Raw genomic sequence first — 25,397 nt, forward strand, 5'->3', positions numbered from 1 at the left:
GACGCCTGCCGCTACCGGCGCGCGCTCAGGCGGCCTCAGGCCCCCGGAACGCGCGCCGGTAGGCGTTCGGGGTCGTGCCCAGCGCCCGGACGAACTGGTGGCGCAGCGCGGCCGCCGTACCGAACCCGGTCCGCCAGGCGATCGCGTCCATCGTCTCGTCCGTACCCTCCAGCAACTCCTGGGCCAGCAGCACCCGCTGGCGCAGGATCCAGCGGTAGGGGGTGGTGCCCGTCTCCTGCTGGAAGCGGCGGGCGAAGGTGCGCGGGGCCATGTGGGCGCGGGCCGCGAGCTGTTCCACGGTGACCTCCTCGTCGAGGTGCTGCTCCATCCACGCGAGCACCTCGCCCACGGTGTCGCAGGAGCTCTTCGGCAGCGGCCGCTCGATGTACTGGGCCTGCCCGCCGTCCCGGTGCGGGGGCACCACCATGCGCCGGGCGATCTTGTTGGCGACCTCCGGGCCCTGCTCCTTGCGCACGATGTGCAGGCAGGCGTCGATGCCGGCGGCGGTGCCGGCCGAGGTGATCACCGGGTCCTCGTCGACATAGAGCACGTCCGGCTCGACGACCGCGCGCGGGAAGCGCCGGGCGAGCTCGTCGGAGTGCCGCCAGTGCACGGCACAGCGCCGCCCGTCCAGCAGCCCGGCCGCGCCCAGCAGGAAGACGCCCGAGCAGACGCTGAGCACCCGGGCACCCCGCTCGACGGCCCGGCGCAGCGCGTCGAGCAGCGCGGGCGGGTACTCCCGGCTCATGTACGTGTCACCGGCCGGTACGGCGATCAGGTCCGCATCGTCGAGCCGCTCCAGACCGTACGGCGTCGACAGCGTGAACCCGCAGCCGGTGCCCAGTGTCGGACCCTCGGCCGAGGCGACCGCGAAGTCGTACACCGGCAGCCCCTCGTCGCTGCGGTCGATGCCGAACACCTCGCAGACGACGCCGAGCTCGAAGGGGTGCACGCCGTCCAGCAGCACGGCCGTCACGTTCTTCAGCATGCTGCCAGTGTGCCTCCGCAGTGGCAGGAATTTGAAGATGTACGGCAGTCCTGCCACTCACGGTAAGCAGTGTCCGGCGCGACAGTGGTGTCATGACTACAGCGCAGACAGAAGGCCTGACCGCAATGCTCGTCGTCCTCGGGATCTTCGTCCTGATGGTCCTCCCGTCACTGATCGGCATCGCGCACGACCGGCGCGTCGACCGACAGATCAGGGAGGCCCAGCAGGCACGGGAGGAGACCGCGGATCAGAAGTCCTCGTCCAGGTCGACGGTGCCCTCCACCGCCACCTGGTACGCCGAAGGACGCCGCTCGAAGAAGTTGGTCAGCTCCTGAACACCCTGCAGCTCCATGAAGGAGAAGGGGTTCTCGGAGCCGTACACCGGGGCGAAGCCGAGGCGCGTCAGACGCTGGTCGGCGACGCACTCCAGGTACTGTCGCATCGAGTCGGTGTTCATACCCGGGAGGCCGTCACCGCACAGGTCGCGCGCGAACTGGAGCTCGGCCTCGACGGCCTCCCGCAGCATGTCGGTGACCTGCTGCTGGAGCTCGTCGTCGAAGAGGTCCGGCTCCTCCTTGCGGACGGTGTCCACGACGTCGAAGGCGAAGGACATGTGCATCGTCTCGTCGCGGAACACCCAGTTGGTGCCGGTGGCCAGACCGTGCAGCAGACCCCGGCTGCGGAACCAGTAGACGTACGCGAAGGCACCGTAGAAGAACAGGCCCTCGATGCACGCGGCGAAGCAGATGAGGTTGAGCAGGAAGCGGCGGCGGTCGGCCTTCGACTCCAGCCGGTCCAGCTTCTCGACCTCGTTGATCCACTTGAAGCAGAACCCGGCCTTCTCGCGGATGGACGGGATGTTCTCCACGGCCGCGAAGGCGGCGGCGCGGTCCTCCGGGTCGGGCAGATAGGTGTCGAGCAGCGTCAGATAGAACTGGACGTGCACGGCCTCCTCGAAGAGCTGGCGGCTCAGGTAGAGCCGCGCCTCGGGGGAGTTGATGTGCTTGTACAGCGTCAGCACCAGGTTGTTCGCCACGATCGAGTCGCCCGTCGCGAAGAACGCGACCAGCCGGCCGATCAGGTGCTGCTCCTCCGGTGACAACTTGGCGAGGTCGGCGACGTCCGAGTGGAGGTCGACCTCCTCCACGGTCCAGGTGTTCTTGATGGCGTCCCGGTAGCGCTCGTAGAAGTCGGGGTAGCGCATGGGGCGGAGAGTCAGCTCGAAGCCGGGGTCGAGCAGGTTCTGGTTGGGCATTACTGGCAGGCCTCGCAGGACTCGGGGTTTTCCAGGGAGCAGGCGACCGCGTCGGGGTCGGCGACCTGCTGGACGGGGATTGTCTTCTGGGGCTGCGCCTGGCCCTGGGCGGCGCGGGCGATGCGGGTCGCCGGGCGGGAGCGCAGGTAGTACGTCGTCTTCAGGCCCTGCTTCCAGGCGTACGCGTACATCGAGGAGAGCTTGCCGATGGTCGGCGTCTCCAAGAACAGGTTCAGGGACTGGGACTGGTCCAGGAACGGGGTGCGGGCGGCGGCCATGTCGATCAGGCCGCGCTGCGGGATCTCCCAGGCCGTGCGGTACAGCGCCCGTACGTCGGCCGGGATCCAGGCGAAGTCCTGCACCGAGCCGTTCGCGTCGCGCAGCGCCTCACGGGTGCGGGCGTCCCAGACGCCGAGCTCCTTGAGGTCCTTCACCAGGTACGAGTTGACCTGGAGGAACTCGCCGGACAGCGTCTCGCGCTTGAACAGGTTGGACACCTGCGGCTCGATGCACTCGTAGACGCCGGCGATCGAGGCGATGGTGGCGGTGGGGGCGATGGCCAGCAGCAGCGAGTTGCGCATGCCGGTCGTCGCGACGCGCTCGCGCAGCGCCGCCCAGCGCTCCGGCCAGGTGAACCCGACGCCGTAGTGGTCGGGGTGCAGCACGCCCCGGGCCGTACGCGTCTTCTCCCAGGCCGGCAGCGGGCCGTTGCGCTCGGCGAGGTCGGCGGAGGCCTCGTACGCGGCGAGCATGACGCGCTCGGCGATACGCGTGGACAGCGCCTTCGCCTCCGGCGAGTCGAAGGGCAGCCGCAGCTTGAAGAAGACGTCCTGGAGACCCATCGCGCCGAGGCCCACCGGACGCCACTTGGCGTTGGAGCGGCCGGCCTGCTCGGTCGGGTAGAAGTTGATGTCGACGACGCGGTCGAGGAAGGTGACGGCGGTACGGACGGTGTCGTCCAGCCGCTCCCAGTCGATGTCGCCGGTCGCGGTGTCGACGAAGGCGCCGAGGTTGACCGAACCCAGGTTGCAGACCGCGGTCTCCCCGTCGTCCGTGACCTCCAGGATCTCCGTGCACAGGTTCGAGGAGTGCACGACGTGACCCGGCTCGGCCGTCTGGTTCGCGGTGCGGTTGGCGGCGTCCTTGAAGGTCATCCAGCCGTTGCCGGTCTGCGCGAGGGTGCGCATCATACGGCCGTACAGGTCACGGGCCGGGATGGTCTTCTTCGCGAGCCCCTCGGCCTCGGCCTTGCGGTACGCCGCGTCGAACTCCTCGCCCCACAGGTCGACCAGCTCGGGCACGTCGGCCGGGGAGAACAGGGACCACTGCTCGTCGGCGTTCACGCGGCGCATGAACTCGTCCGGGATCCAGTGCGCGAGATTGAGGTTGTGCGTACGGCGGGCGTCCTCGCCGGTGTTGTCGCGCAGCTCCAGGAACTCCTCGATGTCGGAGTGCCAGGTCTCCAGGTAGACCGCGGCGGCACCCTTGCGCCGGCCGCCCTGGTTCACGGCCGCCACGGACGCGTCGAGGGTCTTGAGGAACGGCACGATGCCGTTGGAGTGCCCGTTGGTGCCGCGGATGAGGGAGCCGCGCGAACGGATCCGGCTGTACGACAGACCGATGCCGCCGGCGTGCTTGGAGAGCCGGGCGACCTGGTGGTAGCGGTCGTAGATGGAGTCCAGCTCGTCCTTGGGGGAGTCGAGGAGGTAGCAGGACGACATCTGGGGGTGCCGGGTGCCGGAGTTGAACAGGGTGGGGGAGGAGGGCAGGTAGTCGAGGCGGCTCATCAGGCCGTAGAGCGCGGCCACTTCGTCGACCGAGCGGGCTGTGTCGTCCTCGGCGAGGCCGCTCGCCACCCGCAGCAGGAAGTGCTGGGGCGTCTCGACGACCTTGCGGGTGAGGGGGTGCCGCAGGAGGTAGCGGCTGTGCAGGGTGCGCAGGCCGAAGTAGCCGAAGCGGTCGTCGGCGCCGGTGTCGATCAGCGCGTCCAGGCGGGCCGCGTGCAGCCGTACGAAGTCGGCGGTGCGGTCGGCGATGAGGCCCTCGCGGTGGCCGACGGCCACGGACCCGGTGAACGAGGTGACGCCCTGGGAGGCGGCCTCCGCGGCGATGCTGATGGTCAGCAGCCGGGCGGCCAGCCTGGAGTAGGCCGGGTCCTCGGAGATCAGGCCGGCGGCCGCCTCCGTGGCCAGTTCGCGCAGTTCCGCCTCGTCGGCGCGGGCGGACCGGCCGCGCAACGCGGCGGCGGCCACCCGGCCGGGGTCGGCGTCGGGCAGGTCGGCGGTCAGCTCGGTCAGGGTCCGCAACAGCGCGGTACCGGGACCGTCGGACTCCACCGGGGTCGCCTCGGTCGCCGGGATGGCTGAAGCCGGGTCGGCTGGCGCGATGGTCACGTGGGGCACTCCCTCGCTCGGCAGGGGGCCTGGCGGAGGGCAGGGGGCAGCACACGAGCGCGCACGGCGTCGCGTCCACCGGCCCACTCCACGAGGCCCGGACGTCAAGGCACCCGGGCCGGACGGCCGGGGCGCGCTGTCGGCAGGTCCTCGGACTGACTCCTGTGCACAGACATGCACAAGTACACCGTTGCGGGACAGTTCCGGATTCGCACCGGATTCCCCTGCGGCGACAACGAGCATGAGCATACATCTTGTGCTCGCCCGTCACGCCACCCCCAGATGTTGTGTCGGGGCGGTTTCAGAGCGTCAGCTCGTAGGTGAGGAGAGTGATGTCGTCGAGGTCCGGGATCGGGTTCCAGTCCCGCCCGGGGCTGCGGACGAAGCCGAGTCGTTCGTAGATGCGATGGGCGGCGCGCATGGTGCGCTGGGTCGACAGGACGACCCGTACACACCCCTCCGCGGCCCGCGCACGGTCCACGCAGGCACGGACGAGGGCCTCGCCGGCACCCCGGCCGCGCGCCGCCCGAGCGACCGCGAGCATCCGTATCTCGGCCTCTCCCGGTCCGGCGATGTCGGCCATGGGCCCGCCGGAGGGTACGAAAGTGACCCCGCCGAGTACGTTTCCGTCCGCCACCGCGACCAGCACGTCGGCGGCCGCCGCTCGCTTGGCCACGTCTCTGAGCTCACCGAGGTACCAGTCGCTCTCCCCGAAGTCGAGGAGGCCGTCGTCGAGGTAGGCGCGGGCGGTCAGTTCGCCGAGAGCCGCGTACTCGTCGGGTTCCACTTCACGGATCTGGATGTCCATGGCCCGCAGTGTGCCCCACGCACCAGACGGCGGGCCGCCGGATTTCCCGACGGCCCGCCGCAGCCCTGCCTGCTGGGGCCTCCTCTAGTGGGAGGCTCCGGCCGTCGCCGGGGGCAGTTCCACCTCGACGCCGGGGTCGCCCGCGTCCGCCGTGTAGTCCTCCGGCTTGGTCTCGTCGACGCCCTCGGGGGCCTTCGCCGCCTTCAGGACGAAGGTCAGGACCACCGTCACCACGACGTTCAGGACGAACGCCGTGAGGCCGATGTAGCCGATCTCACCGATACCGGGGATCTCCTTCGCCGAGCCGCCGAAGTGTGCTTGCGTCGGCGAGGCCACCCCGTACGCGGCGAACGTGCCGTACACCATGCCGACCGCCCAGCCGGCCAGCAGGGCCCAGCGGTGGAACCAGCGGGTGAACAGGCCGCCGACCAGCGCCGGGAAGGTCTGGAGGATCCAGATGCCGCCGAGCAGCTGGAAGTTGATGGCGACCGTCTTGTCCATGGTCAGGACGAAGACCAGCGCGCCCACCTTCACCAGCAGCGACACGATCTTGGAGACCCGGGTCTCCTCCTTCGGCGTGGCGTCCGGCTTGATGAAGTCCTTGTAGATGTTGCGGGTGAAGAGGTTGGCCGCCGCGATCGACATGATCGCCGCCGGCACCAGCGCGCCGATGCCGATCGCCGCGAAGGCCACGCCCGCGAACCAGTCCGGGAACATGTCCTCGAACAGCTGCGGGATCGCCAGCTGACCGTTGGTGACCTTCACCCCGGCCGCGATCGCCATGAAGCCCAGCAGCGCCAGCAGGCCCAGCATCAGGGAGTACAGCGGCAGGATCGTGGTGTTGCGGCGGATCACCTCACGGCTGCGCGAGGACAGGGTCGCGGTGATCGAGTGCGGGTACATGAACAGCGCCAGCGCCGAGCCCAACGCCAGCGTGGCGTACGTCCACTGGCCCGCCTCCGCCGGCACGAGCGCGCCGCGCGGCTTCCCGGTCGCCGGGTTGACCTGGCTGAACGCGTGGCCCGCCTTGGCGAAGACGTCGTCGAACCCGCCCAGCTTGATCGGGATGTAGATGATCGCGACGGCGATGACGATGTAGATCAGCGCGTCCTTGACGAACGCGATCAGCGCGGGCGCCCGCAGGCCCGACGAGTACGTGTACGCGGCCAGCACGCCGAAGGCGATCAGCAGCGGCAGGTCCTTCACGAACCAGTTGGTGTTCTCGCCGCCGCCGACGCCCATCACGTCCAGCACGGCCTGGATGCCGACCAGTTGGAGCGCGATGTACGGCATCGTCGCCAGGATGCCGGTCAGCGCCACCGCCAGCGACAGGCCCTTGGAGCCGAACCGGCCGCGCACGAAGTCCGAGGTCGTCACATAGCCGTGCTTGTGCGAGACCGACCACAGGCGGGGCAGGAACGTGAAGATCAGCGGGTAGACGAGGATGGTGTACGGCACCGCGAAGAAGCCCGCCGCGCCCGCCGCGTAGATCGCCGCCGGCACCGCCACGAAGGTGTAGGCCGTGTACAGGTCGCCGCCGAGCAGGAACCACGTGATCCAGGTGCCGAACGACCGGCCGCCCAGGCCCCATTCGTCGAGGCTGTGCTCGTTGTCGGCCTTGCGCCAGCGCGCGGCGAGGAAGCCCATGGCCGTGACGGCCAGGAAGAAGAAGATGAAGACGCCGAGCGCGACGCCGTTCACGCCGTCCTTCATTCCGCCGCACCCCCCTTCGCGGTGTGGCGGGACCGCTGGTCACGGCGCCACAACTGGTAGGCGGTCATGGTCAGCGCGGTGGAGATCAGCACCCACAGCATCTGGTACCAGTAGAAGAACGGGATGCCGATGAACGCGGGGTCCGCCTTCGCGTAGGAGCCGACCCACAGCATCGCCACGAAGGGCGCGACGAGACACAGGCCGATGATCACCCGGACCGGCGTCACCACCGGTGGTTTCACTTCAGGCGTTTCGGACATGCCACAGCTCCGTCCCCTCACTGATCACCTGTGTAATGCGCAGGCAATCTAGGCGACAGTGTCACGCCGGCGGAAGACCTCATCCGCATATCGGTATGTCGATTTCGGGGTTGTGGCGTGAAGATGCCGACTCGGCTAATCCTGCGGTCGCTTGAGTCTCGCCACGAACTTGTAGCGGTCCCCCCGGTACACCGAGCGCACCCACTCCACCGGCTTGCCCTCGCGGTCCAGGGAGTGCCGGGACAGCATCAGCATCGGCAGGCCCACGTCCGTACCGAGCAGACCCGCCTCGCGCGGGGTGGCCAGCGAGGTCTCGATGGTCTCCTCGGCCTCGGCGAGGTGGATGTCGTAGACCTCGGCGAGCGCGGTGTACAGCGAGGTGTACTTCACGAGGCTGCGGCGCAGCGCCGGGAAGCGCTTGGCCGACAGGTGCGTGGTCTCGATGGCCATCGGCTCGCCGTTGGCCATGCGCAGCCGCTCGATGCGCAGCACCCTGCCGCCGGCCGTGATGTCGAGCAGCTCGGCGAGCCGCTCGTCGGCGGTGATGTAGCCGACGTCCAGCAGCTGCGAGGTCGGCTCCAGACCCTGGGCGCGCATGTCCTCGGTGTAGCTGGTGAGTTGCAGCGCCTGCGAGACCTTCGGCTTGGCGACGAAGGTGCCCTTGCCCTGGATGCGCTCCAGCCGGCCCTCGACGACCAGCTCCTGAAGGGCCTGGCGGACGGTGGTGCGCGAGGTGTCGAACTCGGCGGCCAGCGTGCGCTCGGGCGGGACGGGGGTGCCCGGCGCCTGGGTCTCCGTCATGTCGAGCAGGTGCTTCTTCAGGCGGTAGTACTTGGGCACGCGCGCGGTACGGACGGTGGCGCCACTCTCGTTCTCCGCACTGCTGACGTCGGTGCTCATGCTCTGCCTTCCCGGCTCCGGGTGCCCAAGCGACCGACATGCCCATCGGCCACGGCTCACATCGTGGCACGGCTCAGCGCGTCGGGTCCCCACCCGCACGCTCCGTGATCTCCTCTGTATACCGTTGTGATCCTGCTTGGTCTAGTCCAAAGCCGTGGTTGCCGCACCTTGTACCTACCTCAAGCCGACCATGCCGGCCTCAGATGCCCTGCCAGTCCGGCTTGTGGGCATAGGTGTGCCGGAAGTAGTCCGCGAGCTTGAGCTTCGACGCCGCGGCGTCGTCGACGACCACCGTGGCGTGGGGGTGCAGCTGGAGCGCCGAGGCCGGGCAGACGGCCGCGACCGGCCCCTCGACCGTCGCCGCCACCGCGTCCGCCTTGCCCTCGCCGGTGGCGAGCAGCACCAGGTGGCGGGCCTCCAGGATGGTGCCGATGCCCTGGGTGATGACGTGGTGCGGCACCTGCTCGATGTCGCCCTCGAAGAAGCGGGCGTTGTCGATGCGGGTCTGCTCGGTGAGCGTCTTGATACGTGTGCGCGAGGAGAGCGAGGAGCAGGGCTCGTTGAATCCGATGTGCCCGTCGGTGCCGATCCCGAGCAACTGGAGGTCCACGCCCCCGGCCTCGGCGAGCGCCCGGTCGTACGCCTCGGACGCGCCCTGCACGTCCTCGGCGGTTCCGTCCGGGCCCATGAACGCGTCCATCGCGATCCCGAGCGGTTCCAGCACCTCCCGGCGGAGCACGGACCGGTAGGACTCGGGGTGCTCGGCGGGCAGTCCCACGTACTCGTCGAGCTGCGCTATTCGCGCCTGCGCGGCGTCCACGGCCCCGGCCCGCACCTTGGCCGCCAGGGCCCGGTAGATGGGCAGCGGGGTCGAGCCGGTGGCCACGCCCAGCAGGGCCCCGGGCTTGCGTCGCAACAGCTGTGCCATGGCCTCGGCGATGAGTTCGCCGCCCGACTCGGCGTCCGGAACGATGACAACTTCCACGCTGGGGCCTGCCGATCTGTGTGGTTACCGGTCAGTGTGGTTTAGACCAATCGAAAGAATGGTACCGCGCGCACCCCGGCTACGTCAGCGAGCCCCCTGTGGCATCCACCCAGCTCCCGGTGACCCAGCGCCCGGCGTCGGAGGCGAGGAAGGCCACCACGTCCGCGACGTCGGCCGTCTCGCCCACCCTGCCCAGTGCCGATATCTCCGCCGCCCGCGCCCAGCCGCCCTCGGTGCCGTGCAGCAGCTCGGCGGTGTTGTCGGTGTCGATGATTCCCGGGGCCACCGAATTGACGGTGACGCCCCGGCGGCCCAGCACCTTGGACAGGTCCCGGGAGAAGACGTCCAGGGCGGCCTTGGTCATCGCGTAGGCGATCTGGTGGGGAAAAACGGCGGTCCGGGCGAGGCCGGACGAGATGTTGATGATCCGGCCGCCGTCGCGCAGCCGCTCCAGGCCGTGCCGGACGATGAAGAACGGCGCCCTCACGTTCACCGCGAAGACCTGGTCGTAGGTCGCCTCGTCGATCTCCTCGATGGGCGGGGCGCCGCCGATCCCCGCGTTGTTGACCAGGATGTCCAGCCCCTCCGCGTGCCGGTCGAACTCCTCCCAGAGGGCCTCCGCGTCCCCCGGCCGCCCCAGTTCGGCCCGGATCGCGAAGGCGGAGCCGCCCGCCGCCTCGATCGCGGCCACCGTCTCCTTCGCCGCCGCCTCGCTGCTGCCGTAGTGCACCGCGACCCGCGCCCCGTCGCGCCCCAGCCGCTCGGCGATCCCGCGCCCGATCCCCCTGCCCGCCCCCGTGACGAGTGCCGTCCTGCCTGTGAGCACACCCATGCCGACGCCCTCCGAATTACCTAGTGATCGATACACAAAGACCGTACAACGCGTCGGCGGCCCTTTTCTAGGGAGCGCTATAGAATTCACCCCATGGTGTCGAGTGAGCTGAGCGAGTCGAGCGGCGAGGCGAAGCAGCGGGCCGGCGTCGCCTCCAGATCCCGGGGCCGCCCCCGCTCCTTCGACCGGGCCACCGCGCTGGAGAGGGCGCTCATGGCGTTCTGGGAGCACGGCTACGAGGCGACCTCGGTCTCCGACCTCACCAGGGTCATGGGCATCGGGGCACCCAGCCTCTACGCGGCCTTCGGGGACAAGCAGTCGCTGTTCGAGGAGGTCGTCACGGTCTACGCGGGGACGCACGGATCCTTCGGGGACCGGGCCTTCGCCGAGGAGCCCACCGCCAGGGCGGCCGTCGAGCGCATGCTGCGCGAGGCCGCGGCCGAGTACACCGATCCCGCCCATCCGTACGGCTGCCTGGTGATCCACGCGGCCATCAACTGCACCAGCCCCGAGGTGGAGGCGCTGCTGCGGGAGCGCCGCAAGGCCAACATCGCCGCCTTCGAGCGCCGCATCCGCGAGGACGTGACCGCGGGCGAACTGCCGGCGGACCTCGACGCCGTCGCACTGGCCCGGCACACGGGCGCCGTGATCCAGGGGATGTCCCAGCAGGCGCGCGACGGCGCGAGCCGGGAGGAACTGACCGCACTCGCGGAAATTGCCATGGCCATCTGGCCCCGTACGTGACCCGGGCGGGCTAGGCTTCGAAGCGCCAAGTTGCAACAACTCCCGACGCATGGACACATCTGCTGGTCTAGTCCACAATGCGTAGGACGCACTCTTCCGCCTTCCCCGCACAGGAAGGCGGACCGAGGACCCGGAGCTCTCTGCCCTGACTGCCCCGGATCCTCATCCATCGGCCGACCGGGACCGCACACCCCACGGCCGTTGCTGCTCCGGGCTGCGGTGCCGGGAGGGTTGAGGGTCCCTCCCAGGCGCCGCGGCCCGCGGGTGTTTTTCGGCCAGGTCCGGCCCCCGGGTACGCTCGCAGACGTGCCCTCCATGAACGAACTCGTACGCCAGCACACCGCCCTCGACGACTCCGACCTCGAGTGGCTCCACCTGCTGGTCTCGGAGTGGCAGCTGCTCTCCGACCTCTCCTTCGCGGACCTGGTCCTGTGGGTCCCCACGCGCGACGGCACGCGGTACGTCTCGGTGGCCCAGATGCGCCCCAACACCGGCCCGACCTCCTACCAGGACGACATGGTCGGCCATCTGGTCCCGCGCGGCCGGCGTCCCATGCTGGACGCGGCGCTGGACGAGGGCCGGATCGTGCGCGAGGGCGACCCGGAGTGGCGCGAGGAGGTCCCGGTACGGGTCGAGTCGATCCCCGTACGACGGGACGGGCGGGTCCTCGGCGTCATCGCCCGCAACACCAATCTGCTGACCGTGCGCACCCCGAGCCGCCTGGAGCTCACCTACCTCCAGAGCGCCTCCGACCTGGCGCAGATGATCGCGGCCGGCTCCTTCCCGTTCCCCGACCAGCAGGTCGACATGGACGCCTCGCCGCGCGTCGGCGACGGCCTGATCCGGCTGGACGCTGACGGCATCGTCCAGTACGCCTCGCCGAACGCCCTGTCCGCCTATCACCGCCTCGGTCTCGCCGCCGACCTGGTCGGCCAGGAACTGGGTACGACCACCGCCGAACTCGCCCCGACCCGGGGCCCGGTGGACGAGGCGCTGGCCAAGGTCGCGAGCGGATGGGCGCCGCGTGAGTTCGAGATCGAGTCCAACGACGGGGTGATCCAGTTCCGGGCGATCCCGCTCAAGCCCAAGGGGACGCGCATCGGTTCACTGGTCCTGCTGCGGGACGTCACCGAACTGCGCCGCCGCGAACGCGAGTTGATAACCAAGGACGCCACCATCCGGGAGATCCACCACCGGGTGAAGAACAACCTCCAGACGGTGGCGGCCCTGCTCCGCCTCCAGGCCCGGCGCATCGAATCCGAGCGCGGCCGGGAGGCGTTGGAGGAGGCCGTGCGACGGGTCGGCTCCATCGCCATCGTGCACGAGACGCTCTCCCAGAACCTGGACGAGCGGGTGGAGTTCGACGAGATCGCCGACCGGGTGCTCGCGATGGTCGCCGAGATCTCACCGGGCAAGGTCGCCGGCCGGCGCAGCGGCCGCTTCGGCATACTCGACGCCGAGGTCGCCACCCCGCTGTCCATGGTCCTGACCGAGATCCTCCAGAACGCCCTGGAGCACGGCTTCCGCGACGGCGACACCGGAACCGTCGAGGTCTCCGCGGTCCGCGGCGGCACCACCAAGGAGGCCCGCCTCCTGGTCACCGTCCAGGACGACGGCGTCGGCCTCCCCGACGGCTTCGACCCCCACCGCTCGGGCAACCTGGGCCTCCAGATCGTACGGACCCTGGTGGAGGGCGAGTTGGGCGGCACCTTCGACATGGTCCCGGCGCCGGAGCGGGGGACGCGGGTGATCCTCGACATCCCGGTGCGGGCACAGAAATAGGCACGGACACAACGGAGGCACCCCGAACAGCATTGAGCCCCGGACCACAAGTGGCCCGGGGCTTAAGCTCGTTGCTGCTCTACTAAGCGCATCGGGGGTACTGCGCGCTGCGGCTCGGGGGCGGGAGATGCGTACTCGCTGTACGCGCCGCCAAGCTCAGGCTGTCAGCAGGGGTGGGTTGTCAGGCGGAGGCCTGACGAGCCCGGTTGCGGGCGGCGCGGCGCTTCATCGCGCGACGCTCGTCCTCGCTGAGACCACCCCAGACGCCGGAGTCCTGGCCGGACTCGAGCGCCCACTGCAGACACTGCTCCATAACCGGGCAGCGACGGCAGACGGCCTTGGCTTCCTCGATCTGCAGCAGCGCAGGACCGGTGTTGCCGATGGGGAAGAAGAGCTCGGGGTCTTCCTCGCGGCAAACGGCGTTGTGACGCCAGTCCATGGCTGCTACCTCTCCTTGGTATTACATGCAGATTGCTTGTGAATGTGAACGCTTTCACGAATCCCTCAACAAGTGAAGGGCCGACCGCCGAGTCTTCCCCGGCGTGGTCCTGTGTCTGAAGAGGGGTTCCGGTGATCAGTGGAGGCCGGTGTTGCGGCCGTCCCGATCGCCACGTAGAGACTCGCAAACCTCAGCGGCGGATACAACCCCTTCCGGAAAGTTTTTTTTGATTCCTCGGTGTCGACTGGGTCACAGCCGTACTTCCATGGGGTGGATCCTGGCCTAAACGTTCGAGTGAAAGGACTTTAGCCCGTTCCGCTCACACAATCACACGCAGTGCGCGGCGTACGCCTGTGAACGTCACGCTGGTACGCAGTCCCAGGTGGTCGCCGTCCATCTGAAGGGGGAGTGGCACCTTCGAATGCAAGGTGAAGCCGTCCAGGTCATGCAGGGAGCTGGCGTGCTTGCCATGGGGGCCGCGCTCAGGGGACGAAGTGAGCAACTGGGTGCCATACCGGGCAACCGCGGCCGTGGACAGGCGGCTGAGACCGAGTACGTCGAGGCCTTTATCGAACGAGGCCTTAGGCGACGTGTACATCGGGCGATTGCCGAGATAGGTCCAAGGCGACGTGTTCGAGACTATCGCCACGACAAGGTCGGTGACCGGGTCCCCGCCGGGGTGTTCGAGCGTGATCGTGCCGTGCCGGCGGTGCGGCTCGCCGAGGAACTGCCGGACGACCTGACGGACGTACAAGGCGTGCGTCGACTTCTTGCCCAGCTCGCGCTGCTGCTCGACCCGGCCGACCACACCCGCGTCGAAGCCGAGGCCCGCGTTGAACGTGAACCAGCGGGAGGGGACCGCCTCGTCCTCGGTGCCGGGCGTGCCCGAGGCCAGACCGAGACCGACGACCCGCTCGCGGCCCTCGCGCAGGGCGTCCAGCAGGGCGCCGGTGGCCTCGACGTTGTCGTTGGGCAGGCCCAGGGCGCGGGCGAAGACGTTGGTGGAGCCGCCGGGGACCACGGCGAGGCCGGGCAGCCGGTCCGGGTCGGGGCCGGCGTGCAGCAGGCCGTTGACCACCTCGTTGACGGTGCCGTCGCCGCCGAGGGCCACGACCAGGTCGATGTCGTCGCTCTCCGCCGCCTGCCGGCCCAGGTCCCGGGCGTGACCGCGGTACTCGGTGGTCACCGCCTCCAGCTTCATCTCGCTCGCCAGCGCGTGGATCAGCACGTCACGCCTACGTGCGCTTGTGGTGGTTGCCGCCGGATTGACCACGAGAAGTGCACGCATGGGTTGCAGGTTACCTACTGGGTGGTACTGGGCCCAGACCGAGGTAGGGATCCGGTAAGAGAAGGGGGCGTGAGCCTGGACACCCCGGGCTCCGGGGCGAGGGCTACCCTTCAGGGGTGAGCAGCGAGCAGAACCCCACCACCGAGACCCCAGCGGAGGCCGACGGCCCCCGTCCGCGCCGGCTGACCTACGCGGCCGCGCTGGCCGCGCTGGAAGGGTCCGCGCTGGTGGTCGGGGGTGTGTGGACGCTCGTACTCGGCGTCACCGGCGACCCGGACGACCGGCAGCAGGCCGTGACCCTGGCCATCACCCTGATCGTGCTCGCCCTGCTGCCGCTGCTCGCCGCGCGCGGCCTGCTGCTGCGGCGCGGCTGGAGCCGGGGCCCCGCCGTGATCACGCAGATCATGGCGCTCCCGGTCGCCTACAGCCTCCTCCAGGCCGACAGCGCCGCGATCCCTGCGGGTATCGCCCTCGCCGTGGTGGCGCTGACCGCGCTGGTCCTCCTGCTGAACCCGGCCACGACCAGGGCGCTGGGCATCAAGGGGCCGGGCCGGGCGGAACGGTAGCCCTCCGACGGGGCTGCCTGAAGCCCCGTCGGTTACTCCTCGACCAGCAGCTTCTCCCGCAGCTGGGCCAGGGTGCGGGCCAGGAGGCGGGAGACGTGCATCTGGGAGATGCCGACCTCCTGGGCGATCTGGGACTGGGTCATGTTGCCGAAGAAACGGAGAAGGAGGATCCGCTTCTCCCGGGGCGGGAGATCCTCCAGCAGGGGCTTGAGGGACTCGCGGTACTCGACGCCCTCCAGGGCCTCGTCCTCCGCGCCGAGGGTGTCGGCCACCGCGGGGGACTCGTCGTCCGTGTCGGGAACGTCCAGGGAAAGCGTGGAGTACGCGTTCGCCGACTCCAGGCCCTCCAGGACCTCCTCCTCGGAGATCGCGAGCTTCTCGGCCAGCTCGTGCACCGTGGGGGAGCGCCCGTGCTGCTGGGACAGCTCGGCCGTGGCCGTGGTGAGCGACAGGCGCAGCTCCTGAAGCCGGCGCGGCACGCGGACCGCCCAGCCCTTGTCGCGGAAGTGCCGCTTGATCTCGCCGACGACGGTCGGAGTGGCGTACGTGGAGAACTCCACGCCCCGGTCCGGGTCGAAGCGGTCGACCGACTTGATCAGCCCGATGGTGGCGACCTGGGTGAGGTCGTCCAGCGGCTCACCACGGTTGCGGAAGCGGCGTGCGAGATGCTCGACGAGCGGCAGGTGCATGCGGACCAGCTGGTTGCGCAGCTCGGCGTACTCCGGGCTGCCGTTGCTCAGCGCCCGCAGCTCGACGAACATCGCACGCGCCCCACTGCGGTCCTGGGGGCCGTGCTGCGCGCCCTGAAGGGCCGGCACGGCCTGTGCGTCCAGCTCGTCGTCGTCCCGTTCGTGCTCGCTCATCGTCCCGCCCGTCGCCCTTCCCCGAGCCCTCGCCTCCGTCCGGGCCGGGGACCCCCCGCTCCGCCGCTCCAGAGGCGCGCTCTGCACGGCACCTTCCCGATCCCGCTGCCCGTCGTCCGGGAAGCCGGCCTCCGCGGAGTGGTCCTCCGGGTGCGGCCTGGCCTGCTCTGGGATCCCGTCGATGCCGTCCCGCATGCGTGGGGAACCGTCCGGAGAGCCCGCGTCTCCGACCGGCAGCTCACGTGTGCCGCGCTCTTCGTCCCGCACCGGACCGTCCCCGTTCCTCACGCCGGCCCGGGTCCCGCGCCGCGCTGTTTGTAGAGGCTGATCGACACGGTCTTGTCCTCGTCGACGGCCGAGGAGACCTTGCCCGCCAGGGCCGACAGCACGGTCCAGGCGAAGGTGTCCCGCGAGGGAGCGTGCCCGTCCGTGGTCGGCGCCGAGACCGTGACCTCGAGCGAGTCGTCGACGAGCCGGAAGACACAGCTGAGCACGGAGCCGGGCACGGCCTGCTGGAGCAGGATCGCGCAGGCCTCGTCCACGGCGATGCGCAGGTCCTCGATCTCGTCCAGGGTGAAGTCCAAGCGGGCGGCGAGACCGGCCGTCGCCGTCCGCAGCACCGACAGGTAGGCACCCGCAGCCGGCAGCCGGACTTCCACGAAGTCCTGGGTCGCGGGCTCGCCTGCGATCTGGGACACCCTCACCTCCATGGTGGTACAAGCTTTAAGGGGCCGAGGGTCGCCCCTCGGGGTAACGCGATACGTGGTTCAGCGGTGACGCTATCGCGCTCCGAACGTTCCTGTCCCCGGGACCCCAACCCCCTGGCGTCACTCACAGTAAAGCTGTGGATACGCTCCGTGTCTAGAGGGTCGGCGGTCCCAATTGGGGAGAGCGCGCGCCGGGTTGACGTACCCAGACGTCAGACGCTCGAACCGTCCGGATCGGCGCCTCCTTACAGGGTCACACGAGTACGTGGTCCACGAAGCACCAGCGCCAGCTCTCTCCGGGTTCGAAGGTCCGCATCACGGGATGACCGGACTTCTCATGGTGTTCCGTGGCATGCCTCCCCGGTGAGGAGTCACAGCAGCCGACGTGGCCACAGGTCAGACACTTCCGCAGCTGCACCGGGTGTGTGCCGTTCGCGAGACACTCCGGGCAGGTCTCGTTCTGCGGTTCGGGCTCCGGGTGCGGCAGCGCGTCGGCGTGCGTGCACTGTTTCATGATTGCCAGATTACGACGGGCGTGCGGGTGACCGCGCGGAAAAAGAGGGCGGGCGAGGACGATGGACGTGTTGCCGCTGCTGCTGCTGGTGGCGGGGAGTGCCGCGATCGCGGGGGCGGCCCGGTGGACGCCGGTGCCGGCGCCGCTGCTGCTGGTCGCGGTCGGCCTGGTGGTTTCGTACGTCCCCGGGGTGCCCGACTACACCCTCGACCCCGAGGTCGTGCTGCCCCTCCTGCTGCCCCCGCTGCTGTACACGTCGGCGACCGACAGCTCCTACCTCGACCTGCGGGCCCAGCTACGGCCGGTGGCGCTGCTGTCGGTGGGATACGTGCTCTTCGCGACCTTCGTCGTCGGCTGGGCCGTCTACCTGATCGTCCCCGGGATGCCGCTGACCGCCGCGCTGGTGCTGGGCGCCGTGGTGGCGCCGCCGGACGCGGTCGCGGCGACCGCGGTCGCCCGTCGGGTCGGCCTGCCCTCGCGGATCACCACGATCCTCCAGGGCGAGTCCCTGCTGAACGACGCCACCGCGATCACCGCCTACAAGGTCGCGCTGGCCGCGGCCGTCGGCGAGGGCGCCACCTGGCTCGGCGGCATCGGTGAGTTCCTGCTCGCGGCGGTCGGGGGCGTCGGCGTCGGCCTGGTCCTGATGGCTCCGCTTCACTGGCTGCGCACGCACCTGAAGGAACCCCTGCTCCAGAACACGCTCTCCCTGCTCATCCCGTTCGTCGCCTACGGCGTCGCCGAGCAGCTGCACGCCTCCGGAGTCCTCGCCGTCGTGGTCGTCGCCCTCTACCTCGGCCACCGCGCGTGGGAGGTCGACTTCGCCACCCGGCTCCAGGAGGAGGCCGTGTGGAAGATGGTCGCCTTCGTCCTGGAGTCCGCGGTCTTCGCGCTCATCGGGCTCCAGCTGCCGGTCGTCCTCAAGGGCCTCGGGGAGTACGAGGGTGCCGACGCCACCTGGTACGCGGTGGCCGTCTTCCTGGTGGTGGTCGCGGCCCGGTTCGTGTGGGTGTATCCGGCGACCTTCGTGCCGCGCCTGCTGTCGTCGCGGATCAGGGAGCGGGAGGCGAACCCCACCTGGAAGGGCGCGATGGTCACCTCGTGGGCCGGGATGCGGGGCGTGGTCTCCCTGGCCATCGCCTTCTCCATCCCGCTCACGGTGCACGGCGGCGGCCCCTTCCCGCAGCGCAACCTCATCCTGTTCCTGACCTTCACCACGGTGATCGGGACACTGGTGGTACAGGGCCTGACCCTGCCCCCGCTGATCCGCCTGCTGAGGTTCCCCGGCCGGGACGCGCAGGCCGAGACGCTCGCCGAGGCCAATGCCCAGGCGCAGGCCTCCCGGGTCGCCGAGCAGCGCCTGGAGGAACTCCTCTCGGACGAGCGCAACGCCCTGCCTCCGCCGCTCGCCGACCGCCTGCGCATGGTCCTGGAGCGCCGCCGCAACGCCGTCTGGGAGCGGCTCGGCGCGGTGAACCCCGTGACCGGGGAGACGGTCGACGACACCTACCGCCGGCTGTCCCGGGACATGATCAGCGCCGAACGCGAGGTGTTCGTCCGGCTGCGCGACCACCGCTACATCGACGACGAGATGCTGCGCACGCTGCTGCGCCGGCTGGACCTGGAGGAGGCGGCGGCGTACCGGGAGGCGGCGTAGGCACTGGCCGTGCGGGTTTTCCGGGGCGCGGGCTGGTCATGGGACGGAGTGCTCGCGGGACGGGCTGTTCGTGGGGTGGGGTGCTCGGGGCGGGGCCGTCGCGGATGGGGCGGTCACAGGAGGGGCTGGTCCCGCGGCGGGTGGGAACGGGACGGGATGGTCCTGCGACGGGCGGGAACGGGACAGCCGGTCACGGGGCGGGCCGGTCACGGGAAGGGGCGGCCGGTGATGACGGCCGTGATCGTCGTACCGCGTGGGAAGGCGCCCTCGCCGGTGAGGGTGACGAGGGCGTGGAGCATCTTGGCGACATACAGACGCTCCACGGGCAGGCCGTGGCGGTCCTCGAAGTCCGCGGCGAAGGCTTCGAGTCCCGCGGGGACGCGGGCGTAGCCGCCGAAGTGGAAGCGGTCGTCGAGCGACCAGGTGCCCCGGCGGCCGCCGAAAGCACGCTCCTGGAGCTCCCGTGTCTCGGCGGCCAGGAAGCCGCCCTTCAGGACGGGTATGCCCAGGGCGCGCTGGTCAGGGGCCAGACCGGCGGCCGTACCGGCGAGGGTGCCGCCGGTTCCGCAGGCGAGGGCGACGACGTCGCCGTGGCCGCGCAGTTCCCGCCCGAGGGCCTGGCAGCCGCGCACGGCCTCGGCATTGCTGCCGCCCTCCGGGACGACATGGGCGTCCGGCTCGTCGAGGGCGCGCAGGATGACGTCGAGGGCGCCGGGTTCGGCCTTGCGGCGGTATGTCGACCTGTCGATGAAGTGCAGGCGCATGCCGTCGGCCTCGCAGCGGGCCAGGGAGGGGTTACGGGGCCGGTCGGCCAGCTCCTGGCCGCGGACCACGCCGACGGTGGTCAGGCCGAGGAGGCGGCCCGCGGCGGCGGTGGCCCGCAGATGGTTGGAGTACGCGCCGCCGAAGGTCACGATCGTGCGGCCGCCCGCCGCCCCGATGTTCGGGACCAGCTTGCGCCACTTGTTGCCGATCAGGTCCGGGTGGATCAGATCGTCCCGCTTGAGCAGGAGCCGCACGCCGTGCCTCGTGAACCGCTCGTCGGCCACCTCCCGCAGGGGGGAGGGCAGACGGGGGCGGAGGGTGTCGGGGCTGGTCACGGGTTCATTGTCGCCCGGGACGGCCCGGGCGCTACGCCTTCAGGCGTGCCCTGATCCGCTCCCTCATCCAGCTCATCGTGAAGCCCCGCGGGTCCACCTTCCCGGGCTGCCACTCCAGGTGGCCGATGACCGAGCGTTCCGTCCAGCCGTGGTGGCGGCAGACCGCCGCGGCGGCCTTCTCGATGGCCTCCAGCTGGGCCACGGGCCAGGGGTCGTCGCCGTCGCCGAGGTTCTCGCACTCGAAGCCGTAGAAGTACCGGTTGCCGTCGGTGTCGGCCTCGTTGTCCGGCGGCAGCCCCTTCTCGGCGATCACGGCGCGCAGCACGTCGTCGTCGCCGAGCCCGGCGTGGTTGGCGCGGCCGTAGCCGACGAGGTGGACGGTGCCGTCCTTGGTGATCACGCCGTGGCAGAGCGGGCCCGGCAGCTCGGTGTAGCCGTCCCGGCAGAGGTCCACGGTCCGCTCGCTGCCCCTGGTCACCGTGTGGTGGATCATCACGCCGTGCACAGGTCCCCACGGCCCCTTGTGGTTGCGGTTGTGGTGTTCCCAGTCGCCGACCTCGACGACGGTGAGCCCCTCGGCTCGCAGGGCGTTGAGGAAACCGTTCGCGGACATGGGTGAGGCCATGATCGCCTCCTTCGCGCTGTGCCGGGCGGCAGCCGGTCGCGACCGCCTCGTACAGCTGCTTCTCTACCGAAACCGGACGTCCCGGTATGCATCGTTCGCACACTGTGCGAGCCGATCAGGACAACCCCCGCAATCCCGGCATGTGGTGAGCGTGGTCCCTCTGTTTGCCCGGTAGTCCGATGATCCAATCCCGCTCTTTCGGGTAATGGTGCGGACACGTTGCGTGATGAGAGTCTGACCGTGAGATCGATGCCCGGCGCAGTTCGGCGCCGGAGCATGACCGGGAGGGCAATTCTCTATGTCGGTAGGCGAAGAGGTCCGCGAGGAACAGAACAAGCCGCAGCAGAGTCTGAACACCGCGGCGGCGCGGAACCTGGCCACGACCACCAAGTCCGCACCCCAGATGCAGGAGATCAGCTCCCGCTGGCTGCTGCGGATGCTGCCCTGGGTGAACGTCCAGGGCGGCACGTACCGGGTCAACCGGCGACTGACGTACGCGCTCGGCGATGGGCGCATCACCTTCGTGAAGACCGGAGAGCGCGTCGAGGTCATCCCCGGCGAACTGGCCGAACTGCCGGCCCTGCGGTCCTACGACGACCAGGAGGTGCTCTCGGAGCTCGCGCAGCGCTGCCACCGGCGGGACTTCGCCCCGGGGGAGGTGATCGCCTCCTTCGGCAGCCAGACCGACAAGGTCTACCTCCTCGCCCACGGCAGGATCGAGAAGGTCGGCACGGGCCCGTACGGCGACGACGCGGTCCTGGGCGTCCTCGCGGACGGCGCGTACTTCGGCGAGCAGGCCCTCCTCGACCCTGACGCCATCTGGGAGTACACCGCGCGCGCGGACACCGCCTGCACGGTGCTCATCCTCTCCCGCGAGGACTTCGAGCAGGTCGCCGAGCGCGCCGACTCCCTGCGTGAGCACGTCCGCCGGCAGCGCGCGATCCCGAACCAGCGCACCAACAAGTACGGCGAGAAGGCCGTCGACCTCGCGGCCGGCCACAGCGGCGAGCCGGACATCCCGCACACCTTCGTCGACTACGAGGCCAGCCCGCGCGAGTACGAGCTGAGCATCGCGCAGACCGTGCTGCGCATCCACACGCGCGTGGCCGACCTCTACAACCAGCCGATGAACCAGACCGAGCAGCAACTCAGGCTCACTGTCGAGGCGTTGAAGGAGCGCCAGGAACACGAACTGATCAACAACCGTGAGTTCGGCCTGCTCAGCAACTGCCAGTACGACCAGCGGCTCCAGCCGCACGACGGCGTGCCCAGCCCCGACGACATGGACGAACTGCTCAGCCGCCGGCGCGGCACCAAGCTGTTCCTCGCCCACCCGCGCGCGATCTCCGCGTTCGGCCGCGAGCTGAACAAGCGCGGACTCGTCCCCGAGACCGTCGACATGGGCGGCAACCGCATCCCCACCTGGCGCGGTGTACCGATCTTCCCGTGCAACAAGATCCCGGTCACCGAGGCACGGACGAGCTCCATCATCGCCATGCGACTGGGAGAGGAGGAACAAGGCGTCATCGGGCTGCGCCAGTCGGGCATCCCGGACGAGATCGAGCCCAGCCTGTCCGTCCGCTTCATGGGCATCAATGAACAGGCCATCATCAAATACCTGGTCACGGCCTACTACTCGGCGGCGGTCCTGGTACCGGACGCGCTGGGTGTACTGGAGAACGTCGAGATCGGCCGCTGGCGGTGACGTTTCCGCACCTGGTCGCCGTGTCCCCGTCGGCCGGGACGGGTAGACCCTCCGGGTACGCGCTCAGCCGGGGCGGAAACGCCACGGTCCGCGGGCTTCGCGAGGGGGACCCATGGCCGAGTTCATGACGGGGACGAAGCAACGCCCAGGAGGATCGCCGCAGGCTGGCGGGGTGCTGGACCCGCCCGAACGGCCAGAGGTCGCGGGGGCAGGCCCCCCGGGTTCGCACGACGGGCACGAGGCAGCGGCGATCCTGGACCGGTCCCGTGCCTCGGTCGACCCCGAACTGCGCGCCGCCGTGGAGTCGTTGCCCTCCTCGATACGGCGGATCGCGCAGTACCACTTCGGGTGGCGGCACGCGGACGGCACCCCGGCGACCGGCAGCGCGGGCAAGGCCATACGCCCCGCGCTCGTCCTCGCGGCGGCCGACGCGCTGGGCGGACCGGGGGCCCGGGCGGCGTCCCTGCGGGCGGCCGCGGCGGTGGAGCTGGTCCACAACTTCACACTGCTGCACGACGACGTGATGGACCGCGACACCTCCCGCAGGCACCGGCCCACCGCGTGGACGGTGTTCGGCGACGCCGACGCGATCCTCGCCGGGGACGCCCTCCAGGCGCTCGCCCTCCGGCTGCTCGCCGGGGACCCGCATCCCGCGTCCGGACCGGCGGCGGCCCGGCTCGCGGACTGCGTCGTCGAACTGTGCGCCGGTCAGCACGCGGACACGGCCATGGAGAAGCGGGCCCCGGACGACGTCACGCTCGACGAGGTGCTCGTGATGGCCGAGGCCAAGACCGGCGCGCTGCTCGGGTGCGCCTGCGCGCTCGGTGCCCTGTACGCGGGGGCGACGGAGGAGGAGGTGGCGGCGCTGGATGCCTTCGGCCGCCAGGCGGGGCTCGCCTTCCAGCTGATCGACGACGTCATCGGCATATGGGGCGACCCCGAGCGCACCGGCAAGCCGGCCGGAGCCGATCTCGCGGCCCGCAAGAAGTCGCTGCCGGTCGTCGCGGCGCTCACCTCGGGAACCCCGGCCGCCGTGGAACTCGCCGAGCTGTACGGGAAGCCGTACGAGGAGGGGGACACGGAAGGAATCGCCCGCACGGCCCAGGCCGTGGAGCGGGCCGGCGGACGGGACTGGGCGCAGGCCCAGGCGGCCGATCGGATGGCCCGGGCGATGCAGGAGCTGGCCCGGGCGGTCCCGGATCCGGAGGCGGCGGGCGGTCTGCTGGCGCTGGCGGAGTTCGTGACCCGGCGCAGCAGCTGAGGCCGGCGCCCGCCGGCTACTCGTCGGGCTGTTCGACCGGCTGCTCCACCGGCGGTTCCATCGGCCGTTCCACCGGCGGTTCCATCGGCCGGTCCGTCGGCCGTGAAGAGACCCCGGAGCCTCCGGGGCCGTGCGGCTCCTGACCCCGCACGGTCACCGGGGGCTCCGGCCAGGCGGGTCCCGCACATCCCCACGGTGTGCGGGCCCCGCCCTTCGTCTCCTACGCTGAGGAGCATGGGCAGCGAGGGGCACGCCTGTCCGGCCTGCGGACGGCCCGTGGAGACGGTGATCCGGCGCCACAAGACGCTGGGCGCCTGGGTCCCGCTGTGGGTGCCCGGGCCCTGCCGCAACCCCGACTGCCCGGCGAACGCCGAAACCGGGCCCGAGCAGCGGACCGGGCCCCCGGCACCCCCCGGAAATCAAGCGGCGCGGCAGGAACCCGGCCCGTAGCGTGACCGCATGACGAAACTGCCGTACATCGTGCACATCACCGAACGCTCCCTGTGGGACGCCGCCCGCGAGCGCGGCACCTACGAGGTGTCGACCCGCGGCCGCACCCTCCAGGAGGAGGGCTTCATCCACTTCTCCACCCGCGACCAGCTGCCGCGCATCGCCGCCTTCCTGTACGGGTCCTACGAAGGCCCCGACGAACTGGTCGTCCTGGTCGTCGACCCCGGCCGGGTCGGTGTGCCCGTGAAGTACGAGGCCATGGAACCGGGCGGCGAGGAGTTCCCCCATGTGTACGGGCCCCTGCCGGTCGACGCGGTGGTGGAGGTGGAGCCCTGGGGGTGATGGGGTCCCACCCAGCCGCCCCCACCCAGGTGCTCCGCCCGGCGCTCTACCCGGGCGGCAGTGCGCCCGTCCGCGGATCCCGGCCGGTCAGGCAGTAGACCCCGCCCGCCGGATCGCGCATGACCGTCCAGTGGCGGCCGTCGGCGACGAAGGAGGCGCCCAGGCGCTCGTGGCGCGCGCGGCTCGCCGGGATGTCCGCGCAGGCCATGTCGAGGTGTGCCGAGGCGGGCCCTTCCTCGCCGAGCCGCTGCAACAGGACGCGGACCGGCAGGCCTGGCGGCGGCCTGAGCACCCGGAACTCCGTGAGGGAGCCCGCCAGCAGGTCCCAGCCGGTCAGTTCCGCCCAGAAGGCGACCTCGGCGTCGTACGCGGACGGCGGCACGTCCAGGCACACCTGGTCCAGCCTGCTGCCGGCGACCACCGGCGGCCGCACCGACTCCCCGTGCCAGGGCACCGCGCAGAACGACTGCCCGGCGGGCGACCTCAGTACGGTCCACCCGTCGTGCTCCGCGACCACGCCCGCGCCGAGCTCCCGGGCCGACTTCACCAGCGCCGGCACGTCCTCGGCACAGAGGTCGAGATGCGCACCGCCGTCGCCCGCGCCGACGCCCTGGAGCTTCACGCAGGGGTCGGTGTCGTCCTCGGGCAGGAGCGTCACGAACTCGCCCCGCTCGCCCCGGGGTTCGGACAGGCGGGTCCCGGTGACGGCCGTCCAGAACTCCCGGGCGCGGTCCAGGCGTCCGGCCGGCCGGTCGGCGAAGGCGTACGTCCAGCGGATGTTCACGCGTCGGTCCGCTCGATGAACCGCAGCATGTTCCCGGCCGGATCGCGGAACGCGCAGTCGCGCATGCCGTACGGCTGGTCCGTCGGCTCCTGGAGCACCTCGCCCCCGGCCTCCTCGACCCGCGCGTACAGGGCGTCGCAGTCACGGGTGGTGAAGATGACTCCGCGCAGCATGCCCTTGGCGAGCAGTTCGGCCATCGCCTGCCGGTCGGCGGGCGAGGCGTCCGGGTTCATGCCCGGCGGCTCCAGCACGATCTCCACGTCCGGCTGGAGCGGCGAGCCGACGGTCACCCAGCGCATCCCTTCGAAGCCGACGTCGTTGCGGACCTCCATGCCCAGGATGTCGACGTAGAAGTGGAGCGCCTTGTCGTGGTCGTCGACGGCGATGAAGCACTGCTTGAGTTTCAGGTCCATGTGCTCACGCTAGTTCGGGGCGG

General features: G+C 70.5%; 27 protein-coding genes and 1 riboswitch. Of the genes, 9 read left to right on the forward strand and 18 right to left on the reverse strand.

Going from position 1 to position 25,397, the window contains the following annotated elements; genetic code table 11:
- Window positions 1-25: 25 nt before the first annotated feature.
- Window positions 26-988, reverse strand: coding sequence for a GlxA family transcriptional regulator (locus ACFY01_RS27320; protein ID WP_390738377.1), 963 nt, complete (start codon window positions 986-988; stop codon window positions 26-28).
- A gap of 92 nt (window positions 989-1,080) precedes the next feature.
- On the opposite strand from ACFY01_RS27320, the gene ACFY01_RS27325 reads away from it, so the two are divergent.
- Window positions 1,081-1,323, forward strand: coding sequence for a hypothetical protein (locus ACFY01_RS27325; RefSeq protein ID WP_390738378.1), 243 nt, complete (start codon window positions 1,081-1,083; stop codon window positions 1,321-1,323).
- Here ACFY01_RS27325 and ACFY01_RS27330 read toward each other — a convergent pair.
- The 8 genes from ACFY01_RS27330 to ACFY01_RS27365 form a co-directional block, all read right to left on the reverse strand.
- On the reverse strand, window positions 1,236-2,243 hold the full coding sequence (locus tag ACFY01_RS27330; protein ID WP_390738379.1) for a ribonucleotide-diphosphate reductase subunit beta: 1,008 nt from the start codon (window positions 2,241-2,243) through the stop codon (window positions 1,236-1,238). The two genes, ACFY01_RS27325 and ACFY01_RS27330, sit on opposite strands and share 88 nt — an antisense overlap.
- Entirely contained in the window at window positions 2,243-4,636 is a 2,394-nt protein-coding gene (locus ACFY01_RS27335; protein ID WP_390738380.1) for a ribonucleoside-diphosphate reductase subunit alpha, read from the reverse strand. Before ACFY01_RS27335 ends, ACFY01_RS27330 begins: the two co-directional genes overlap by 1 nt.
- A gap of 123 nt (window positions 4,637-4,759) precedes the next feature.
- A riboswitch (cobalamin riboswitch) is annotated at window positions 4,760-4,892 on the reverse strand.
- A 45-nt stretch (window positions 4,893-4,937) separates the two neighbouring features.
- On the reverse strand, window positions 4,938-5,444 hold the full coding sequence (locus tag ACFY01_RS27340; RefSeq protein ID WP_390738381.1) for a GNAT family N-acetyltransferase: 507 nt from the start codon (window positions 5,442-5,444) through the stop codon (window positions 4,938-4,940).
- Between the two features lie 84 nt (window positions 5,445-5,528).
- Complete coding sequence (gene mctP, locus ACFY01_RS27345) at window positions 5,529-7,157, reverse strand: monocarboxylate uptake permease MctP (RefSeq protein WP_390738382.1); 1,629 nt, start codon at window positions 7,155-7,157, stop codon at window positions 5,529-5,531.
- Window positions 7,154-7,417, reverse strand: a complete 264-nt coding sequence (locus ACFY01_RS27350; protein WP_390738383.1) for a DUF3311 domain-containing protein — start codon at window positions 7,415-7,417, stop codon at window positions 7,154-7,156. The genes mctP and ACFY01_RS27350 overlap by 4 nt, the downstream gene beginning before the upstream one ends.
- Window positions 7,418-7,552: 135 nt before the next feature.
- Entirely contained in the window at window positions 7,553-8,317 is a 765-nt protein-coding gene (locus ACFY01_RS27355; protein WP_390738384.1) for a GntR family transcriptional regulator, read from the reverse strand.
- A 199-nt stretch (window positions 8,318-8,516) separates the two neighbouring features.
- Window positions 8,517-9,302: a glucosamine-6-phosphate deaminase gene (gene nagB, locus ACFY01_RS27360; protein WP_390738385.1), complete on the reverse strand. Its 786-nt coding sequence runs from the start codon at window positions 9,300-9,302 to the stop codon at window positions 8,517-8,519.
- A gap of 79 nt (window positions 9,303-9,381) precedes the next feature.
- A complete protein-coding gene (locus ACFY01_RS27365; RefSeq protein WP_390738386.1) occupies window positions 9,382-10,134 on the reverse strand; it encodes an SDR family oxidoreductase in 753 nt (250 codons plus the stop codon).
- Window positions 10,135-10,227: 93 nt separating this feature from the next.
- Here ACFY01_RS27365 and ACFY01_RS27370 point away from each other — a divergent pair, with 93 nt between their 5' ends.
- Window positions 10,228-10,878, forward strand: coding sequence for a TetR/AcrR family transcriptional regulator (locus ACFY01_RS27370; RefSeq protein ID WP_390738387.1), 651 nt, complete (start codon window positions 10,228-10,230; stop codon window positions 10,876-10,878).
- Window positions 10,879-11,184: 306 nt separating this feature from the next.
- On the forward strand, window positions 11,185-12,660 hold the full coding sequence (locus ACFY01_RS27375; protein WP_390738388.1) for a sensor histidine kinase: 1,476 nt from the start codon (window positions 11,185-11,187) through the stop codon (window positions 12,658-12,660).
- Window positions 12,661-12,841: 181 nt separating this feature from the next.
- On the opposite strand, the gene ACFY01_RS27380 is transcribed toward ACFY01_RS27375, so the two are convergent.
- Together ACFY01_RS27380 and ACFY01_RS27385 are read right to left on the reverse strand one after the other, a co-directional pair.
- Window positions 12,842-13,099 (reverse strand): WhiB family transcriptional regulator, encoded by a 258-nt coding sequence (locus ACFY01_RS27380; protein ID WP_016639615.1) that lies wholly within the window; start codon window positions 13,097-13,099, stop codon window positions 12,842-12,844.
- Between the two features lie 319 nt (window positions 13,100-13,418).
- Window positions 13,419-14,387, reverse strand: coding sequence for a diacylglycerol/lipid kinase family protein (locus ACFY01_RS27385; protein ID WP_390738389.1), 969 nt, complete (start codon window positions 14,385-14,387; stop codon window positions 13,419-13,421).
- 116 nt (window positions 14,388-14,503) lie between these two features.
- Here ACFY01_RS27385 and ACFY01_RS27390 point away from each other — a divergent pair, with 116 nt between their 5' ends.
- Window positions 14,504-14,953: a hypothetical protein gene (locus ACFY01_RS27390; RefSeq protein WP_390738390.1), complete on the forward strand. Its 450-nt coding sequence runs from the start codon at window positions 14,504-14,506 to the stop codon at window positions 14,951-14,953.
- Between the two features lie 32 nt (window positions 14,954-14,985).
- Here ACFY01_RS27390 and ACFY01_RS27395 read toward each other — a convergent pair whose 3' ends face one another.
- The 3 genes from ACFY01_RS27395 to ACFY01_RS27405 form a co-directional block, all read right to left on the reverse strand.
- Entirely contained in the window at window positions 14,986-16,104 is a 1,119-nt protein-coding gene (locus tag ACFY01_RS27395; protein WP_390738391.1) for an RNA polymerase sigma factor SigF, read from the reverse strand.
- Window positions 16,101-16,514 carry an anti-sigma regulatory factor gene (locus ACFY01_RS27400; protein ID WP_004925829.1) on the reverse strand — a complete coding sequence of 138 codons (414 nt, stop codon included), beginning with the start codon at window positions 16,512-16,514 and terminating at the stop codon, window positions 16,101-16,103. Before ACFY01_RS27400 ends, ACFY01_RS27395 begins: the two co-directional genes overlap by 4 nt.
- A 262-nt stretch (window positions 16,515-16,776) precedes the next feature.
- Window positions 16,777-17,037, reverse strand: a complete 261-nt coding sequence (locus tag ACFY01_RS27405) for a UBP-type zinc finger domain-containing protein (RefSeq protein ID WP_390738392.1) — start codon at window positions 17,035-17,037, stop codon at window positions 16,777-16,779.
- Between the two features lie 61 nt (window positions 17,038-17,098).
- Here ACFY01_RS27405 and ACFY01_RS27410 point away from each other — a divergent pair, with 61 nt between their 5' ends.
- Window positions 17,099-18,694, forward strand: coding sequence for a Na+/H+ antiporter (locus ACFY01_RS27410; protein ID WP_390738393.1), 1,596 nt, complete (start codon window positions 17,099-17,101; stop codon window positions 18,692-18,694).
- Between the two features lie 206 nt (window positions 18,695-18,900).
- On the opposite strand, the gene ACFY01_RS27415 is transcribed toward ACFY01_RS27410, so the two are convergent.
- Both ACFY01_RS27415 and ACFY01_RS27420 read right to left on the reverse strand, forming a co-directional pair.
- Window positions 18,901-19,794, reverse strand: a complete 894-nt coding sequence (locus ACFY01_RS27415; protein WP_390738394.1) for a 1-aminocyclopropane-1-carboxylate deaminase/D-cysteine desulfhydrase — start codon at window positions 19,792-19,794, stop codon at window positions 18,901-18,903.
- Between the two features lie 31 nt (window positions 19,795-19,825).
- Window positions 19,826-20,419, reverse strand: a complete 594-nt coding sequence (locus tag ACFY01_RS27420) for an N-acetylmuramoyl-L-alanine amidase (RefSeq protein WP_390738395.1) — start codon at window positions 20,417-20,419, stop codon at window positions 19,826-19,828.
- Window positions 20,420-20,717: 298 nt separating this feature from the next.
- On the opposite strand from ACFY01_RS27420, the gene ACFY01_RS27425 reads away from it, so the two are divergent.
- From ACFY01_RS27425 to ACFY01_RS27440, 4 genes are all read left to right on the forward strand, one after another.
- A complete protein-coding gene (locus ACFY01_RS27425) occupies window positions 20,718-22,124 on the forward strand; it encodes a family 2B encapsulin nanocompartment shell protein (RefSeq protein WP_390738396.1) in 1,407 nt (468 codons plus the stop codon).
- A 112-nt stretch (window positions 22,125-22,236) separates the two neighbouring features.
- A complete protein-coding gene (locus ACFY01_RS27430; RefSeq protein WP_390738397.1) occupies window positions 22,237-23,385 on the forward strand; it encodes a family 2 encapsulin nanocompartment cargo protein polyprenyl transferase in 1,149 nt (382 codons plus the stop codon).
- Window positions 23,386-23,619: 234 nt separating this feature from the next.
- Complete coding sequence (locus ACFY01_RS27435; RefSeq protein ID WP_390738398.1) at window positions 23,620-23,835, forward strand: hypothetical protein; 216 nt, start codon at window positions 23,620-23,622, stop codon at window positions 23,833-23,835.
- Window positions 23,836-23,844: 9 nt separating this feature from the next.
- A complete protein-coding gene (locus tag ACFY01_RS27440; RefSeq protein ID WP_390738399.1) occupies window positions 23,845-24,177 on the forward strand; it encodes a DUF952 domain-containing protein in 333 nt (110 codons plus the stop codon).
- 46 nt (window positions 24,178-24,223) lie between these two features.
- On the opposite strand, the gene ACFY01_RS27445 is transcribed toward ACFY01_RS27440, so the two are convergent.
- Together ACFY01_RS27445 and ACFY01_RS27450 are read right to left on the reverse strand one after the other, a co-directional pair.
- Window positions 24,224-24,961 (reverse strand): VOC family protein, encoded by a 738-nt coding sequence (locus ACFY01_RS27445; protein ID WP_390738400.1) that lies wholly within the window; start codon window positions 24,959-24,961, stop codon window positions 24,224-24,226.
- Window positions 24,958-25,374: a VOC family protein gene (locus ACFY01_RS27450; protein ID WP_361809865.1), complete on the reverse strand. Its 417-nt coding sequence runs from the start codon at window positions 25,372-25,374 to the stop codon at window positions 24,958-24,960. Before ACFY01_RS27450 ends, ACFY01_RS27445 begins: the two co-directional genes overlap by 4 nt.
- Window positions 25,375-25,397 lie beyond the last annotated feature (23 nt).

It is taken from the genome of Streptomyces sp. NPDC001480 (assembly GCF_042894725.1).
Taxonomy (GTDB): Bacteria; Actinomycetota; Actinomycetes; order Streptomycetales; family Streptomycetaceae; genus Streptomyces.